This is a genomic window from Actinomadura sp. NAK00032, assembly GCF_013364275.1.
Lineage (GTDB): Bacteria > Actinomycetota > Actinomycetes > Streptosporangiales > Streptosporangiaceae > Spirillospora.
Genome location: NZ_CP054932.1, coordinates 3,612,709 through 3,629,255 on the forward strand (window position 1 = coordinate 3,612,709; position 16,547 = coordinate 3,629,255).

At 74.7% G+C, this 16,547-nt stretch carries 13 protein-coding genes; 5 read left to right on the forward strand and 8 right to left on the reverse strand.

Annotation, left to right across the window (positions count from 1 at the left end):
* A complete protein-coding gene (locus HUT06_RS16940; RefSeq protein WP_368406972.1) occupies positions 1-861 on the reverse strand; it encodes an SAM-dependent methyltransferase in 861 nt (286 codons plus the stop codon).
* Between the two features lie 41 nt (positions 862-902).
* Positions 903-1,652 carry an FkbM family methyltransferase gene (locus tag HUT06_RS16945; RefSeq protein WP_176196617.1) on the reverse strand — a complete coding sequence of 250 codons (750 nt, stop codon included), beginning with the start codon at positions 1,650-1,652 and terminating at the stop codon, positions 903-905.
* A 91-nt stretch (positions 1,653-1,743) separates the two neighbouring features.
* On the opposite strand from HUT06_RS16945, the gene HUT06_RS16950 reads away from it, so the two are divergent.
* Entirely contained in the window at positions 1,744-2,265 is a 522-nt protein-coding gene (locus HUT06_RS16950) for a SigE family RNA polymerase sigma factor (RefSeq protein WP_176196618.1), read from the forward strand.
* Positions 2,255-3,487 carry a hypothetical protein gene (locus HUT06_RS16955; RefSeq protein WP_176196619.1) on the forward strand — a complete coding sequence of 411 codons (1,233 nt, stop codon included), beginning with the start codon at positions 2,255-2,257 and terminating at the stop codon, positions 3,485-3,487. The genes HUT06_RS16950 and HUT06_RS16955 overlap by 11 nt, the downstream gene beginning before the upstream one ends.
* A 51-nt stretch (positions 3,488-3,538) precedes the next feature.
* Here HUT06_RS16955 and HUT06_RS16960 read toward each other — a convergent pair whose 3' ends face one another.
* Genes HUT06_RS16960 through HUT06_RS16975 form a run of 4 tightly spaced genes read right to left on the reverse strand, consistent with a single transcriptional unit; the run spans position 3,539 to position 9,190 of the window.
* Complete coding sequence (locus tag HUT06_RS16960) at positions 3,539-4,687, reverse strand: acyl-CoA dehydrogenase family protein (RefSeq protein WP_176196620.1); 1,149 nt, start codon at positions 4,685-4,687, stop codon at positions 3,539-3,541.
* A gap of 2 nt (positions 4,688-4,689) precedes the next feature.
* Positions 4,690-5,619 carry a hydroxymethylglutaryl-CoA lyase gene (locus HUT06_RS16965; RefSeq protein WP_176196621.1) on the reverse strand — a complete coding sequence of 310 codons (930 nt, stop codon included), beginning with the start codon at positions 5,617-5,619 and terminating at the stop codon, positions 4,690-4,692.
* On the reverse strand, positions 5,616-7,568 hold the full coding sequence (locus HUT06_RS16970) for a biotin carboxylase N-terminal domain-containing protein (protein ID WP_176196622.1): 1,953 nt from the start codon (positions 7,566-7,568) through the stop codon (positions 5,616-5,618). The genes HUT06_RS16965 and HUT06_RS16970 overlap by 4 nt, the downstream gene beginning before the upstream one ends.
* Before the next feature lie 8 nt (positions 7,569-7,576).
* On the reverse strand, positions 7,577-9,190 hold the full coding sequence (locus HUT06_RS16975) for a carboxyl transferase domain-containing protein (protein ID WP_176196623.1): 1,614 nt from the start codon (positions 9,188-9,190) through the stop codon (positions 7,577-7,579).
* Positions 9,191-9,267: 77 nt separating this feature from the next.
* Here HUT06_RS16975 and HUT06_RS16980 point away from each other — a divergent pair, with 77 nt between their 5' ends.
* The gene (locus HUT06_RS16980) at positions 9,268-9,858 is read left to right on the forward strand and encodes a TetR/AcrR family transcriptional regulator (RefSeq protein WP_176196624.1); all 591 of its coding nucleotides are present in this window, start codon (positions 9,268-9,270) and stop codon (positions 9,856-9,858) included.
* 15 nt (positions 9,859-9,873) lie between these two features.
* Here the strand turns inward: HUT06_RS16980 and HUT06_RS16985 are convergent, their stop codons facing one another.
* Positions 9,874-11,232, reverse strand: a complete 1,359-nt coding sequence (locus tag HUT06_RS16985) for an extracellular solute-binding protein (RefSeq protein WP_176196625.1) — start codon at positions 11,230-11,232, stop codon at positions 9,874-9,876.
* Positions 11,229-13,328, reverse strand: a complete 2,100-nt coding sequence (locus tag HUT06_RS16990; protein ID WP_176196626.1) for a vWA domain-containing protein — start codon at positions 13,326-13,328, stop codon at positions 11,229-11,231. The genes HUT06_RS16985 and HUT06_RS16990 overlap by 4 nt, the downstream gene beginning before the upstream one ends.
* Positions 13,329-13,532: 204 nt before the next feature.
* On the opposite strand from HUT06_RS16990, the gene HUT06_RS16995 reads away from it, so the two are divergent.
* Both HUT06_RS16995 and HUT06_RS17000 read left to right on the forward strand, forming a co-directional pair.
* Positions 13,533-15,083, forward strand: coding sequence for an AMP-binding protein (locus HUT06_RS16995; protein WP_176196627.1), 1,551 nt, complete (start codon positions 13,533-13,535; stop codon positions 15,081-15,083).
* 76 nt (positions 15,084-15,159) lie between these two features.
* Entirely contained in the window at positions 15,160-16,485 is a 1,326-nt protein-coding gene (locus HUT06_RS17000; RefSeq protein WP_176196628.1) for a chromosome segregation ATPase, read from the forward strand.
* Positions 16,486-16,547 lie beyond the last annotated feature (62 nt).

Sequence of the window (16,547 nt, forward strand, 5' to 3'; positions counted from 1 at the left end):
TCAGCGCTTGACGGCCACGCCCCCGTACATCGAGACCTGGGAGTCGTCGATCGCGCGGGCCCGCTCGTCCGGGCGCCAGTGGTGGACGGGCACCAGGCCCGGCTCGATCAGTTCGAAGCCGTCGAAGAAGCCCCTGACCTGGGCCTTGGTGCGGGCCTTGGAGTTGATTCCGCGCGAGTTGTACTTGCGGACGGCGTCGCCGACCTCGTCGGGGGCGCTGTCGATCGTGATCGTGGAGAGCGCGAGGTGGCTGCCGGACGGCAGCGCGTCCATGAGCCGCCGGACGACGCCGCGCGCCAGTTCCTCGTCGTGGACGAAGTGGAGCACCGCGATGAGGCAGAGCGCCACCGGCCGCGACAGGTCGAGCGTCTCGCGCACCTCCGCTGACGCCAGGATCGCCTCCGGCTCGGCGAGGTCGGCGTGGATGTAGCGCGACCGCCCCTCGGGCGTGCTGGTGAGCAGGGCGCGGGCGTGCACCAGCACGATCGGGTCGTTGTCGACGTAGACCACGCGGGAGGACGGATCGACCTCCTGGACCACCTCGTGCAGGTTCGGCGACGTCGGCAGGCCGGTGCCGATGTCGAGGAACTGCCGGACGCCGGCCTCGGCGGCCAGGTACCGCGCCACCCGCACCATGAAGTCGCGGTTCGCCCGCACCGACGTGCGCATGTACGGGGCGATCCTGACGACCTCTTCGGCGGCCGTCCGGTCGGCGGCGTAGTTGTCCTTGCCGCCGAGCAGGTAGTCGTAGACCCGGGCGGAGTGGGCCACGTCGGTCCTCAGGTCGGCCGAGGACGGTTCACTCTCCGCTGCGTCCGGCACGGTAGCCCCCATACGTCGCTGTAGTGGTGCGGGCCACATATTAGTAAGTCTTGTTTCCAGATGGGGCGGTTCGCCCTAGATCACCGGCCGGGGGAGCGCAGCCGGGCGTAGACGTCGCCGGAGCGGCCGCGCGGGCGGATGCGCTCCAGCCGCCGCCGCAGTTCTGCGGCGCTCAGCCAGTGCGGGCTCGCGAGCCGCATCGTCTCGATGGGGGAGTAGTTGTACTCGTACGCGCCGAGCCGCTCCACGATCTCCAGCGCCTCCAGCGCGGCGCCGTGCGCCGACGGGACGTACTCGAACGACAGCGCGGGGACCGGCCGGGACAGGCCCGCGAGGACGTCCGCCTCGAAGCCCTCCACGTCGATCTTGCAGAAGGCGGGGAGGCCGTGCGCCGCGACGAGGTCGTCCAGCGTGGTCACCTCGACCTCGACCTCGCGGTCCCAGCGGACGCGCGCGAAGCTGCTGTCCTCCGTCACCGACCTGATCCAGCCGGGCGACATCGAGGACACCGTCGGCGTCGCGGTGGACAGCGCCAGGTGCGCCCTCCCCGGCTCCGCCCCCGCCGCGCCCGGCACGATCGCGACGTCCGGGTCCCGCCCGAAGAACAGCCGCAGCACGCGCAGGCAGTCGGGCTGCGGCTCGACCGCGACCACGCGCGCCCCGAGGTGCCGCCAGACCCGCACCCGGCCGCCCACATGCGCGCCGACGTCGAACGCCACGTCACCGGGCCCGAGGAACAGGCCGTACAGTCGCTTCGCGCGCCGGTGCTTGCCCGGAACCCCGTAGTACATGACCAGCGACCGGGCGATCCCATAGGCGCGCAGCAGCATCCGCCGACCCTACCGCGCCCGCCGCGCCCCGCACGGGCGTGCAACAGATCCAGTCCCCGGTGCGTCCTTGGGGCGATGGAAGGACGGGTCTTTGGACGATGACGGCGTGACGTACGAGGAGTTCGTGACGACACGCGCCCAGGCTCTGCTGCGCTACGGCTTTGTCCTCACCGGCAACGCCGACGACGCGGCGGACCTGCTGCAGGAGAGCCTGATCCGGCTGCGCGGCGCCTGGGGGCGGGTCGTCAACAAGAACGATCCCGAGGGGTACGTCCGGAAGATCATGGCGCGGCAGCACATCAGCGTCTGGCGGCGGCGAAGACGCGAGCACCTGATGGGGTCCGTGCCGGAGCGGCACTACGACGACCGCGGCCTGGAGCGGGCGGAGAGCGACCCGCGGCTGTGGGAGGCGCTGTCGGTGCTTCCCCGACGGCAGCGCGCGGTGCTGGTCCTGCGCTACTACGAGGACCTGTCCGACGAGGAGATCGCCGGAATGCTCGGCATCTCGCGCGGGACGGTGCGCAGCCAGGCCGCCCGCGCGCTCGACAAGCTCCGCGCGGACTGGCGCCCGGCCGCCGCCGCGTCCACGATGGGAGGCCGCCATGACCGATGAACTGGGCACCGCCCTGCGCGGCGCGCTGGCGACCGCCGCGCGGGAGGCCCCGGCCGTCCGGCCCGGGCTGCTGGAGACCGTCGAGGCGGCGCACCGCGGGCGGCGGCGCCGCCGGGTGTCGGCCGCCGCGCTCGCCGCCGCCGTCCTCCTCGGCGGGACGGGCGCGGTCGGCGCGGCCGTGCGCTCCGGCGACGGCCCGCCCCCGGTCGCCGCGCCGGGCGCGCTGAAGCCGCTGTCGGCCGCCGACCTCGGTACGCCGGTCAAGGTGCGCGAACGCTGGCCGGACGCCGTCCGGAGCGTCCCCGGGCGGCTGCCCGACGGGCAGACCCTGCACCCCGTCGCGCTGCTCGACGGCGACGTGCTGGTCGGGGAGACCTGGGCGTCCCTGCAGCTTCCGGACCAGCTGTGGTCGTACGACCTCGGCAGCGGCCGGGCCAAGCTGATCACCGACCTCGTGGCCCCGCGCGGAACCAAGATCTACCCGTCCGACTTCACGGTCGCGCGGGGGCAGGTCGTCTGGTGGCAGTCGTACCGTGCGGACGGCCGCGACACGGCCGAGGTCTGGGGCGCGCCGCTCGCCGGCGGCGCCGCGCGCAAGATCACCGGGCTGCCGGGGAACGGCGTGTCCACGCTGCTCATCGACGGGGACACCGTCGTCATGGGGATGGGCGACGCCGTGTACCGGGCGCCGCTGGCGGGCGGCGCGCCCGTGAAGGTCACCGGCAGCGACGGGTTCGAGATCGTGTCCTGGCCGTGGATCGGCCCCGCGTCCCGTAAGACCGGACTCGGCGGCATCACGTTCAAGTCGCTGCGGAACGTGGTGACCGGGGAGCGCCGCGACGCCCGCCTCGCCCCGTTCAAGGGGGCGTGGTCGTGCGGTGTGACCTGGTGCGTCGGGGGTCCCGCGTCCGGAGTCACCTACCACCGGGACTTGAAGGGCGCCGTGCAGCGCAGGGACGGGAAGGCCGGCCGGCTCCTGCCCGGTGACCCCGGCGGCGCGGTGCCGGAGCTCATCTACGGCCGGTACATCCCCTACGTCCCGGACGTTCCGGCCAAGAAGAAGACCCACCTCCTCTACGACGTCGAATCGGGCGCGCTCCTCGACACCGGGATCCGGCGGACCAACGAGGCGATGGGCTCCCCGCGGAACGACCGCGACCCGCAGCACTTCTTCACGACCAAGAGCGGGACGATGCTGCTCGACCTGTCGAAGATCCGCTGAGGGGGCGCGGCGCCGCCCGTCCCGCGAGCGCGGGGCGGGCGGCGCGGCGGGTCAGGACGGCGGGAGGCCGAGGGCGCGGGCGATCAGCATGCGCTGCACCTCGGAGGTGCCCTCGCCGACTTCGAGGATCTTCGCGTCGCGGTAGAAGCGGCCGACCGCGTACTCGTTCATGAACCCGTAGCCGCCGAAGACCTGGGTGGCGTCGCGGGCGTTGTCCATGGCCGCGTTCGACGCGACCAGCTTGGCGATCGCGGCCTCCTTCTTGAACGGCTCGCCGCGCAGCATCTTCGCGGCGGCGGCGTAGTAGGCCAGGCGCGCGGTGTGGGTGCGCGTCTCCATGTCGGCGATCTTGAACTGCATGGCCTGGTAGCGGCCGATCTCCCGGCCGAACGCCTCGCGCTCCCGGACGTAGCGGAGCGACTCGTCCACGCAGCCCTGGGCGAGGCCCACCGACAGCGCGGCGATCGCGATGCGGCCCTCGTCCAGGATGCGCAGGAACTGGGCGTAGCCCCGGCCGCGCTCGCCGACCAGGTTCTCGGCGGGGACCCGCACGTCGTCGAAGGACAGCTCGCGCGTGTCGGACGACGACCAGCCCACCTTGGAGTACTTGCGCCCGACGGTGAAGCCGGGGGTGCCGTTCGGGACGAGGATCGTGGAGATCTCGTTCTCGCCGGAGTAGGCGGTGACCGTGACGAACGCGGTGATGTCGGTGCCGGAGTTGGTGATGAACGCCTTCGACCCGTTGATCACCCAGGTGTCGCCGTCCAGCCGGGCGGTGGTGCGCATGCCGCCGGGGACGTCGGAGCCGCCGCCCGGCTCGGTCAGCCCGAACCCGGCCAGCTTCTCGCCGGAGGTCAGCGCCGGCAGCCAGCGCTCCTTCTGCTCCCGCGACCCGAACCGGTAGATCGGCATCGCACCGAGCGAGACGCCCGCCTCCAGCGTGATCGCCACGGACGAGTCGACGCGGGCGAGCTCCTCAAGGGCCAGGCAGAGCGTGAAGTAGTCGCCGCCCATGCCGCCGTGCTCCTCGGGGAACGGCAGCCCGAACAGCCCCATCTTCCCCATCGCGGCGACGATCTCGTACGGGAACTCGCCGCGCTCGTACAGGTCGCCGATCACCGGGGCGACGGTCTCGCGGGCGAACCGCTCGACCGTGCGCCGCAGTTCCTCCTGCTCGTCGGTGAGCGTGAAGTCGATCATGGTTACTCCGATTCCGGGGACAGGGCCTGGACGACGCGGGACGGGCTGGGGCGGCCGAGGTGCCCGGCCATCCAGCGGCTGGTGGCGGCGAGCGCGCCGAGGTCGACGCCCGTGTCGATGCCGAGGCCGTGCAGCATCCAGACGAGGTCCTCGGTGGGCAGGTTGCCGGTGGCGCTCTCGGCGTACGGGCAGCCGCCGAGCCCGCCGGCGGACGCGTCCACGACGGTGACGCCGGCCTGAAGCGCGGCGAGGGTGTTGGCGAGGGCCTGCCCGTAGGTGTCGTGGAAGTGGACGGCGAGCCGCTCGGTGCCGATGCCCGCCGCGCCGAGCGCCTCGATCAGGGCGGTGACCCGGCCGGGCGTGCCGACGCCGATGGTGTCGCCGAGGCTGAGCTGGGAGCAGCCCATGTCCATCATCCGGGACGCCACGGACACCACCTGGGAGACGGGCACGTCGCCCTCCCACGGGTCGCCGCACACCATCGAGACGTAGGCGCGCACCCAGAGGCCCTCGGCGCGCGCGCGTTCCACGACCGGGGCGAACATGGCGAGGGACTCGTCCACCGTGCGGTTGAGGTTGCGGCGGGCGAACGTCTCGGTCGCGCTGCCGAAGATCGCGATTTCGGTGACGCCGTTGCTGAGCGCCCGTTCGAGGCCCCGCTCGTTCGGGACCAGGACGGGGTAGCGGAGCCGCGGCGAGCGCGGCAGGACGTCCAGGAGCTGCTCGGCGTCGGCGAGCTGCGGCACCCACTTCGGATGGACGAAGCTGGTGGTCTCGATCGTGCGCAGGCCGGCGTCCGCGAGCCGCGTCACGAACTCGGACTTGACCTCGACGGGCACGACCGCCTTCTCGTTCTGCAGCCCGTCCCGGGGGCCGACCTCGTAGATCGTGACCCGCTCGGGCAGTCCGGCGAGGGGTGTCGCCGCGGTCATCGCGCCTCCTCGATCACGGCCAGCACCGCGTCCAGCGCGACCTGCGCGCCCGCGCGTACCGGCAGCTTCGCCACGACGCCGGCGAGCGGCGCGGTGACGGTGTGCTCCATCTTCATCGCCTCGACGACCACGAGCGGCTGCCCGGCCTCGACCCGGTCGCCCTCGGCCGCCTTCACGGCGAGGACCGTGCCCGGCATCGGGCTGCGCAGCACGCCGTCGCCGGCGGCGGCCGAGGCGGCGCCGCCCTCGGCGCGGACGTGCTCGCTCAGGGCCCACGCGTGCCCGTCCCGGCCGAGCCACAGCGTGCTCCCGTCGCGGGCGGCCTCGAACGAGGTCGTCCTTCCACCGTAGGTCAGGACGAACGGACCGGTCAGCGCGGCGTCGACCGGCTCGGCGCCGCCGACGGCGACGCGCGCGGACGCCGCGCGGCCCTGGACACGGACCTCCACCGGCTCCCCGCCGGACGGGGTGATGATCCACGGCGCCCACGCGTGCGCGCCGGGCCGCCAGCCGTCCGGGATGTCCCACGGGTCGCCGGTGCCGTCCGGGCCGGACTCCAGGGCCCGCATCCGCTCCAGCGCGGCGGCGGCCAGCACCTCCGGCGGGACGGACGCGCCCGCGACCAGGTCGTCCAGGGCGCGCTCGACGAGCCCCGTGTCGAGGTCGCCGGACACCACCGACGGGTGCTTCAGCAGCGCCCGCAGGAACGCCACGTTCGTCGGGACGCCCAGCAGCGTGAACGAGGCGAGCGCCCGGTCGAGCCGGTGCAGGGCCTCGGCGCGGTCGGCGCCGTGCACGATCACCTTGGCGAGCATCGGGTCGTAGGAGCCGCCGACCTCGGTGCCCGCATCGAGCCCGGAGTCGACGCGGACGCCGCCGGGCTCGCGGAGCGCCAGTACGCGCCCGCCGGTCGGCAGGAAGCCGCGCGCCGGGTCCTCGGCGTAGACGCGGGCCTCGATGGCGTGGCCGTCCAGCGTCACGTCGTCCTGCGTGAACGGCAGCGGCTCGCCGCACGCCACCCGGAGCTGGAGCTCCACCAGGTCGAGGCCGGTCACCAGCTCGGTGACGGGGTGCTCGACCTGGAGCCGGGTGTTCATCTCCATGAAGAAGAACTCGTCGGGGCGATCGGCGGAGACGATGTACTCGACCGTCCCGGCGCCCACGTACCCGACGGCCTGCGCGGCGGCCACGGCGGCGGCGCCCATCCGCGCGCGGGACGCCTCGTCCAGCAGCGGCGACGGCGCCTCCTCGACGATCTTCTGGTGGCGGCGCTGGAGGCTGCACTCGCGCTCGCCGAGATGGACGGCGTTGCCGTGCGCGTCCGCGAAGACCTGGATCTCGATGTGCCGCGGGTTCTCCACGAACCGCTCGGCGAGCAGCGTGTCGTCGCCGAACGAGCCGCGCGCCTCGCGGCGGGCGGACGCGATCGCCTCCGGCAGGGCGGCCGCGTCCCGGACGAGCCGCATGCCCTTGCCGCCGCCGCCCGCGGACGGCTTGAGCAGCACCGGCAGCCCGACCTCCAGCGCGGCGGCCTCCAGCTCGGCGTCGGAGAGGCCGGGCTCGTCCCGCCCCGGCACGACCGGGACCCCGGCCGCCGCCACCGTCCGCTTCGCGCGGATCTTGTCGCCCATCGCGTCGATCGCCTCGGCGGGCGGGCCGATGAACACCAGCCCCGCCTCGCCGCACGCCCGCGCGAACGCCGTGTTCTCGGCCAGGAACCCGTACCCCGGGTGGACGGCCGACGCCGCGGAGTCGCGGGCCGCCGAGATCACCGCGTCGATGTCCAGGTACGAGGGGATCCGCAGGGCCTCGTCGGCCTCCCGCACGTGGCGGGCCCCGGCGTCGGCGTCGGTGTGCACCGCCACCGAGCGGACGCCGAGCCGCCGCAGGGTCCGGAACACGCGGACGGCGATCTCCCCGCGGTTGGCGACCAGGACGCTGTCGAACATCAACACCCTCACATCCGGAAGACGCCGTAGCCGACCGGCTCCAGCGGTGCGTTGGCGGCGACCGACAGCCCGAGGCCCAGCACGCGCCGGGTGTCGAGCGGGTCGATCACCCCGTCGTCCCACAGCCGCGCCGTCGAGTAGTACGGGTTGCCCTGCGCCTCGTACTGCTCGCGGATCGGCGCCTTGAACCCCTCCTCGTCCGCGGCGGGCCACTGCTCGCCGCGCGCCTCCAGCTGGTCGCGGCGGACGGTCGCGAGGACGCTCGCGGCCTGCTCCCCGCCCATCACCGAGATGCGGGCATTCGGCCACATCCACAGGAAGCGCGGCGAGTACGCCCGGCCGCACATCGCGTAGTTCCCGGCGCCGAACGAGCCGCCGATCACGACGGTGAACTTGGGGACGCGGGCGCACGCGACGGCCGTGACCATCTTGGCGCCGTGCTTGGCGATGCCGCCCGCCTCGTACTCGCGTCCGACCATGAACCCGGTGATGTTCTGCAGGAACACCAGCGGGACGCTGCGCCGGTCGCACAGCTCGATGAAGTGCGCGCCCTTCTGCGCGGACTCGCCGAACAGGATGCCGTTGTTCGCGACGATCCCGACCGGGTGCCCGTGGATGCGCGCGAACCCCGTGACGAGCGTGGCGCCGTACTCCTTCTTGAACTCCTGGAAGCGGCTGCCGTCCACGATCCGGGCGATGACCTCGCGCACGTCGTAGGGGGTGCGCGAGTCGGGCGGGACGATCCCGTACAGCTCGGACGGGTCGGCGGCGGGCTCCTCGGCGGGCGCGACCTCCCACGGGCGCGGCTCGCGCGGGCCCAGCGTGGAGACGATGTCGCGGACGATCCGCAGCGCGTGCGCGTCGTCCTCGGCGAGGTGGTCGGTCACCCCGGACGTGCGGGAGTGCAGCTCGCCGCCGCCCAGCTCCTCGGCCGTCACGACCTCGCCGGTCGCCGCCTTCACCAGCGGCGGGCCGCCGAGGAAGATCGTGCCCTGGCCGCGCACGATGACGGCCTCGTCGCTCATCGCCGGGACGTAGGCGCCGCCCGCCGTGCACGACCCCAGCACCGCCGCGATCTGCGGGATGCCGCGCGCCGACATCGTGGCCTGGTTGTAGAAGATGCGGCCGAAATGCTCGCGGTCGGGGAAGACCTCGTCCTGCCGGGGCAGGAACGCGCCGCCCGAGTCGACCAGGTAGAGGCACGGCAGCCGGTTGTGCAGCGCCACCTCCTGCGCCCGCAGGTGCTTCTTCACGGTGACGGGGTAGTACGTGCCGCCCTTGACGGTGGCGTCGTTGGCGACGATGACGCACTCGCGGCCGGACACGCGGCCCACGCCGGTGATGATCCCGGCACCGGGCGCCTCGTCGCCGTACATGCCGTGCGCGGCCAGCGGCGACAGTTCCAGGAAGGGCGAGCCGGGGTCGAGCAGCGTGTCGACCCGGTCACGGGGAAGGAGCTTGCCGCGCGCCACATGCCGCTCGCGGGCCCGCTCCGGACCGCCGCGCCCGGCCGCGTCGACGCGCTCGCGCAGCTCGGCGACCAGGGCCTCGTTGTGCGCGGCACTGGCCTTGAACGCCTCGCCCGCCGTGTCGGCGCGGGAGTCGATCTCGGGTCCGCCCATGCCTCCCCTTCCCCGTTAACGTTCATTAACAATGCCGATGTTAACGCTCATTAACAACCCTAGTCTAGACTGCCCGCATGACCTCCGCACGGACCGAGGCTCCGGCCGAGCCGCCGAACCCGCGCCGGGCCGAGATCCTCGCCGCCGCCGCCGAGCTGTTCGCGCGGCGCGGCTACCACGGGGTGTCGATCGGCGACCTCGGCCGCGCCGTCGGGCTCACCGGCCCCGCCCTCTACCGCCACTTCAGCGGCAAGGAGGCCGTCCTCGCCGAGATGCTCCTCGACATCAGCGAGCGGCTGCTCGCCGAGGGCGTCCGGCGCGCCGCCGGCCCCGACCCGGCGCGCGCCCTCGACGCGCTGCTGCGCTGGCACATCGCGTTCGCGCTCGACAACCCCGCGCTGATCACCGTGCACGAGCGGGAGCTCGACAACGTGCCCGAGCCGCAGCGGCACCGCGTCCGCCGCCTCCAGCGCGCCTACGTGGAGGAATGGGTCGCCGTCCTGCGCCGCATGGATCCGGGCCTGCCCGACGACCGGACGCGCGCGGCCGTGCACGCCTGCTTCGGCCTCCTCAACTCCACGCCCCGCAGCGCCGCGGGGCGAGACCGCGACGCGATGGGCGACCTCCTGCACGCGATGGCCCGCGCCGCGCTCGGCGGCCTCCGCTAGCCCGCGTCCGGCGGGTCAGCAGGACGCGGTGCGGCCGTCGAGGGAGCGGTCTACCGCCTTGGCGAACGTCTCCGGGTCCGTCCCCGCCCGGTCGAAGATCTTCTGGACGCAGCTCCGGAACGTGCCGGTGAACGTGCTGTAGTGCGGGGTCACCGGGCGCGGCTCGGCGCGGCCGAGCGCGGTCACCACCGCCCGCGCCAGCGTGGTGAGCTGCGCCTCGTCCGGTACCTCGGTCTCGCCCGGCCCGACCGGCTGGCCGGTGAGGGACGAGCAGGCCCGCACCTTCACGTCGGCGGGGGAGTGGCGGCCGGGCGACAGGCCGAGCGCCGAGTAGCGGCCCGGCGCGAACCCGCCGCAGGAGAACAGCAGCCGCTGGCTGCCCGTCCCGCTCAGGAACTCCACGAGGTCGGCGGCGTCGCCGGGGTTCGGGGAGCGCTCGGACACGGCGAGGTTCTGCCCGCCGAGGACGGTGCGGCCCGGCAGCGCCGCCACCCCGAACCGCAGCCGGGCGCCGTCCCGCATCCGGGGCTCGGACGCGAGCGCCGAGAACGCGTACGGCCAGTTGCGCATGAGCTTCGCCCCGGACGCGAACGCCTCGATGCTCTGCAGCTCCCCGTACCCGCGCGACGCGGCCAGCGCCCCGTGCACGCGCGGTACCAGCCGGGCCAGCGCCGGGTACACCTCCGTCTTCAGCTCGTCGTCGCTCGGCCGGCCGGTGCCGGTGAGCCGCCCGGCGCCGCCGTCGTTCCACACGGCCTCCAGCGCGTTCACCGTGAGGCCCTCGTAGTCGGCGAGCTGCATCGCCACGCCGGACGACAGCAGCCCCGGCCACGCGGTCGGCGGCGAGACCCCCTCCCAGTAGTAGAGGAGGCCCACGTCCACGTTGAAGGGGACGGCGTACAGCTCGCCGTCCCACTCGCCCGTCCGCAGCGCGGCGGGGAAGAAGTCGTCGAGGTCGTCGATGTCGTCGAGGGGCCGCAGGTAGCCGGCGTCGGCGAACTGCGCCGTCCACGTGTTGTCCATGATCAGCACGTCGTAGGCGCAGCTGCCGGACTCCTGCACCGCCTTGATCTGGCTGTGCTGCAGGTCGGTGGACTCGGCCGCCTCCACCAGCGTGGCGTGCGGGTGCGGGCGGCCGTCCGGGTAGCGGCCCTCGTTCCACTGCCGGATCAGCGCCCGCCGCTGGTTCTTCAGGCTGACGTCGGTACCGCCGGCGACGAACAGCTCCGACCGCGCGCAGTCGGCCGCCATGCCCGAGTAGGACGCGCCCGGCCACAGGACGACCAGCAGCCACGCCACCAGCACCAGCGCCGCCCCGGCCGCGGCGCTGACCCACGCCCGGCGGCCTCTCGGCAGGAAGCGGGGCCGCCTCATCGCAGCTCCGACAGCAGTTCGGCGGCCTGCTCGGCCTCGGGCGCCCGCGTCAGCGGCACGCAGCCGTGCCCGTCCTTCGGGCCGAGCGCGGCCACGATCTCCCGCACGGGGGAGGAGCCGCACGTCGCCGGGCCCGTCAGCACCACCGTCAGCCGCAGCCCCGGATGCCGCTTTCGGAACTCGCCGGCCAGCCACGCGACCCGCGACTCCAGCCCCGGGTTGGTGGCGGCGGACTGCCCGTCGGTGACGAGGACGAGGTTCTGCCGTCCCGGCCCGAGGTCGGCCGCCGCGATCGCGTCGCTGAGCGGCTGGTCGGCGCCGCTGGACGCGACCGCCTGCAGCCTGCTCGTGATCGCGCTCTTCTGCTCCGGGGACGCCGCCGCCTGCGGGACGTTGCCGAAGGTGTCCGCCGCGCTCGGCGACGCCGTGGCCGACGACACCTGGAGGCCCGCGCGGTCGTTGCTCTGCAGCTGCGCCACCAGGCTGCGCAGGAACGACGTCCCGCGCACGAGCCGCGAACCGCCGCGCGCCTGCGCCGCGCCGCCCATCGACCCGGACACGTCCAGCAGCAGTGACACCGACGTCCGCGGACGGGCCGCGCCGATGCGGTCGAGAGTCTCCTGGACGCCCGCAGGCGGCTCCAGGCCCACCACGGTCGGCATGACCCTGGTGCCCACGACGCCCTGCAGCCGCGACAGGTAGTAGTGCTCGGTGTCGCCCTCGCGGGCGGGCGGGATGACGCCGCGGTCGTCGCGGAAACCCTGCCGGGTCAGCGGGTTGCGGTCCAGCCAGCGGCGGAAGGCGGTGACCGCCGCGTCCCGCTCCCGGGTGTCCTGGCCGCGCCACTTCACCTGGACGAACGGGTAGTCCAGCGTCGGCAGGCCGGTCGCGTAGTACGGGTGCAGGCGCCACCGCGCGAACGCGGCGGCGCCGGGGTCGGCCGCGCCGCAGCGGTCGCCGAGCGGCCGGCCCATGTCGTAGTCGTGCAGCACCTGCTCGGGCACGGCGACGGCGACGTCGTCCGGCGGGGCGGAGTCCTGCGCGGCGGCGCGCTCCCGGAACCGGCACAGCAGCGACACCGCGTCCGGCGCCACCAGGTCGGCGGGCTCGGCGAACCGCTCGTCCGCGGCGTCGGCGCCCGGCGCCCCGTCGTATAACGCGGGCGTGACGGCGAGCGCCGCCGCCGACGTCTCCGGGACGGGCCGCGCGATCGCCCGCAGCTTCACCCCCGCGTCCGCGACCCGGCGCAGCAGCGCCGCCGTGCCCGGCGCGATCGGCGCCGCGATCGGGTCGGCGACGGACTCGTGCGCCCGGGTGAACAGCGCCAGCACCAGCGGGGACGTCCCGACCGAGCCGCGTACCCGAAACACCGGGTCGGCCTTGCCGGACGGCGCGCCCGGCCCCGCCCCGGCCGCGCCGACCTGGCCGGGGCCCTTCGGGACGAAGTCGTACTCGGCCGTCGAGGACGGGATCCAGATGTCGGGCTGCGGGCCGAACAGCTGCTGGTCGTCGGCGTGCCCCGCGTCCGCCGCCGCGCTGCGCCGCCACAGCAGCCGGAACCCGTCGTACAGCGGGACGGGCCCGGCCTCGGGGACGACGGTGACGCTGTACTCGCGGCAGCCGCGGTCCTCGCTGTCGTTGACGAACTCGGCGGCGGCGGCGCGCAGCGGCGTCAGCGTCTCGGGGGCGGTCAGGACCCGCAGGTCGAGCGGCTGCCCGCACGCGCTCGCGCGGTCGCGGAGCACCTGGACGCCGGTGCCGGCGAGCAGGAGGGCGGCCATCGCGGCGGCGCCCGCCAGGCCCCACCCGAGCGTCGCGCCGCCCCGCCGCAGGACCCGCCCGACGCGTTCCAGGACGGCGTGCGCGGTCGCGGGGTAGAAGACGAACAGCGCCGCCGTCAGCAGCGCGACGACCAGCAGGGTGATGACCGCGTTCAGCCAGAAGACGCCGTGCACGAGCGTCACCCCGATGCTGACGATGACGGTGGAGCAGAGGTCGAGGAGCATGACCTGCAGGAACCTGCGGAGCCAGGGGGGAAGGCCGTCCTGCCGCCCCGGCCGCCGCGACCGGCCGCCGTCGCCGCTCGGTCCCGTCATGCACGCCCCATCGCCGTGTAGGTCTCGGTTCTCGGCCCCCCGGCACTGACCCATCATGATACGTAGCCGCGCGGTCGCGGTCAGGGAAGTCGGCTGACCGGGGCCGGTCGATCTCCGCCGCCGCGCCGCGCCGGGTCCTCTTGACGGGCCGCCAGCAAGACGGGTCAGATGGACCGAGCCAGACCCCGCACAGAGGAGGCCCGCATGGGCGTCGAAGGTGTCGGTTTCTACCAGATCGCGCAGAACGACCCGGACCGCCCGGCCGTGCTGGCCCCCGGCGGGCCGGTGACCTACGGCGAACTCCACGCCGAGGTGAACCGCCTGTCCCACGCGCTCGCGGGCATGGGCCTGAGCCCCGGCGACGCGCTCGCGACGGTCCTCGGCAACCGGCGCGAGTTCCTCACCGTGATGCTGGCCGCGATGCAGTCGGGGCTCTACCTCGTCCCTGTGAGCCGCCACCTCACCGCGCCCGAGATCGGCTACATCCTCGGCGACTCCGGCGCCAAGGCCGTCATCACCGAGAGCGAGTTCGCCGCCGCCGTGTCCGGCGCGGCCGACGAGGCGGGCGTCCCGGCGGAGGGGCGGGTGAGCGCCGACCCCGCCCCGGGCTACCGCGCGCTGCCCGAGCTGTGCGCCGCGCACAGCGCCGACCCGCCCGCCAAGCGCCAGATGGGCTCGGTGATGCTCTACACGTCCGGGACGACCGGGCGGCCCAAGGGCGTGCGGCGCCCGCTGATGGACATCCCGCCCGAGGTGCTGTTCGAGGTCATGAAGCAGACGCTGATGCGGCACCTCGGCCTCGAACCGGGCGACGACGAGGTCCACCTCGCCATCGGCCCGCTGTACCACTCGGCGCCCTGCGTCCACGCGCTGATGTCGCTCAGCCTCGGCCACGCCGTCGTCATCTCCGCCCACTTCGGGCCCGAGGAGACCCTCGACCTCATCCAGCGGTACCGGGTCACCAACTCGCTGATGGTGCCGACCATGTTCCACCGCATGCTGGGCCTGCCCGAGGACGTCCGCGCGAGGTACGACGTCTCGTCGCTGCGGCAGGTCTTCCACACGGCCGCGCCCATCCCCAAGGAGACCAAGCAGCGGATGATGGACTGGTGGGGGCCCGTCCTGTACGAGTACTACGGCTCGACGGAGAGCGGCCCGGTCGTCGTCGCCGCGCCCCACGAGTGGCTCGCCCACCCGGGGACGGTCGGACGCGCGGTCGAGGGCGTCCAGATCAAGATCCTGGACCCGGAGGGCGCCGAGCTGCCGCCCGGTGAGACGGGCCTGATCTACGCGAGCGGTCAGCCCGGGTTCGAGTACCACGACGACCCGGACAAGACGGCCGCCGCGATGCGCGGCGACTTCTACACGCCCGGCGACCTCGGCCACCTGGACGAGGACGGCTGGCTCTACATGAGCGACCGCCGCACCGACCTCATCATCTCCGGCGGCGTCAACATCTACCCGGCGGAGATCGAGTCGGTGCTGCTCCAGCACCCGGCCGTGGGGGACGCCGTCGTCATCGGCGTCCCCGACGACGACTGGGGGCAGGTCGCCGTCGCGCTCGTCGAGCCCGCCGAGGGCGCGGCGGCGGGCGACGCGCTGGCCGCCGACCTGCTCGCGTTCTGCGCGCCGCGCCTGGCGAAGCTGAAGCACCCCCGGCGGATCGAGTTCCGCGCCGCGCTGCCGCGCACCCCGTCCGGCAAGCTCAGCCGGCGCCGCGTCCGCGAGGACTACCTGGGCGGACGGGAGGGCTGACGCCGGGCGGGCGCGCCGCCCGCAACTCGCCGCCGGAACGTCGAACGCCGCCGCGGGCCCGTGCGTACAACGGCACATGGAAGACCAGAAGGTCGCCCCGCTGGACGACGTCGCCCCGACCCCCGCCGCCCCGACGAAGACCGACCTTCCCGTCATCACCGACCCGGCCGCCTGCACCGTGGACGAGGCGCCCGCCGGCGCCGGGGAGCCCGCGGCCGCCGATGACGACCGCGCCGGGATCGCACGCCTCGGTGATCCGGTCGCGGTCTGGCCGTGCGCCGGCTGCGGACGGCCCGTGCCGCAGCCGGTGCGCGGTGCCCGCACCGTCCGGTTCTGCCAGGACGGCGACGGCGCGTGCGAGCGGGCCGCGCGGGAGAGCCGCGAGCGGGCGCTGGACTCCCCGGGGCTCACCGGGCAGGTCGCGTGGGCGTGGGAGATGGTCGACCGGCTGGAGGGCGCCGCCGACCGGCTCGCCGGCTCGCTGATGGCGGAGCTGAGCGTCGCCGGCGTCGAGCGGCGGGTCGCCGACGCCCGCGCCGAGGCCGCGGGGCAGGTCGCCATCGCGCAGCGGGAGCGGGACGCCTCGCAGCGGCAGGCCGAGCTGGCGTGGCGGGAGACCGCCGCCGCCCGCGCCCGCGCGGAGGCCGCCGAGCGGGAGGCCGCCGCCGCCCGCGCCGAGGCCGAGCGGCTGGCCGGCGAGCGCGACACCGCCCGGCGCGAGGCGGCGGAGGCGCGGGACGAGGCCGACGGCGCGTCCGCAGCCCGGCTCGCCGCCGAGCGCGAGCGCGACCGGGTGGCGTCCCGCGAGGGCGAACTGCTCGCCTCGCTGGAGAGCGCCCGCTCCGAGCTCGTCGCCCTGCACGGCCGGGTGGCGGAGGCCGAGACGCTCCTGGAGGGGCGGCGCGTCGAGTCGGCCGCCGCCGAGCGCGCCGCCGAGGACCTGCGCTCGGCCGTCCGCGACGCCGAGGCCAAGCGCGGACAGGCCGTCGCCGACCGCGACCAGATCCAGGCGCGCGGCCGGGAGCTGGAGCGGCACAACTGGCAGCTGACCCGTGCCGCCGAGGAGCTGCGGGCGGCGGTGCGGGCGCTGACCGCCGAGCGGGACGCCGCACGGGCCGAGGCCGACCGGGCCCGCCGCCGCGTCGACGCGCTCACCGCGCTCACCGACGGGCAGGACACCGGCCCCCGCCCGGTGGCCGACCCGGAGCCGCGGACCGGGCTGCATCCGCTGCCGCCGATGAACGGGACGAGGACCGGATCGCTGCTGGACGGCGGCGACCCCCTCGCCACCGGCCCCCGCCCCGGCCCGCTGAACGGCCACCGCACCGGCCCGCTGAACGGCCACCGCAGCGGGCACGCCAACGGGCACGCCAACGGACATCGCCTTCCCCACGCCGGCTGACGGTCACGCCGGCGGAGCGACGCACAGGTAGGAGGTGAGGCGCAACTCCATACTGCACTGGC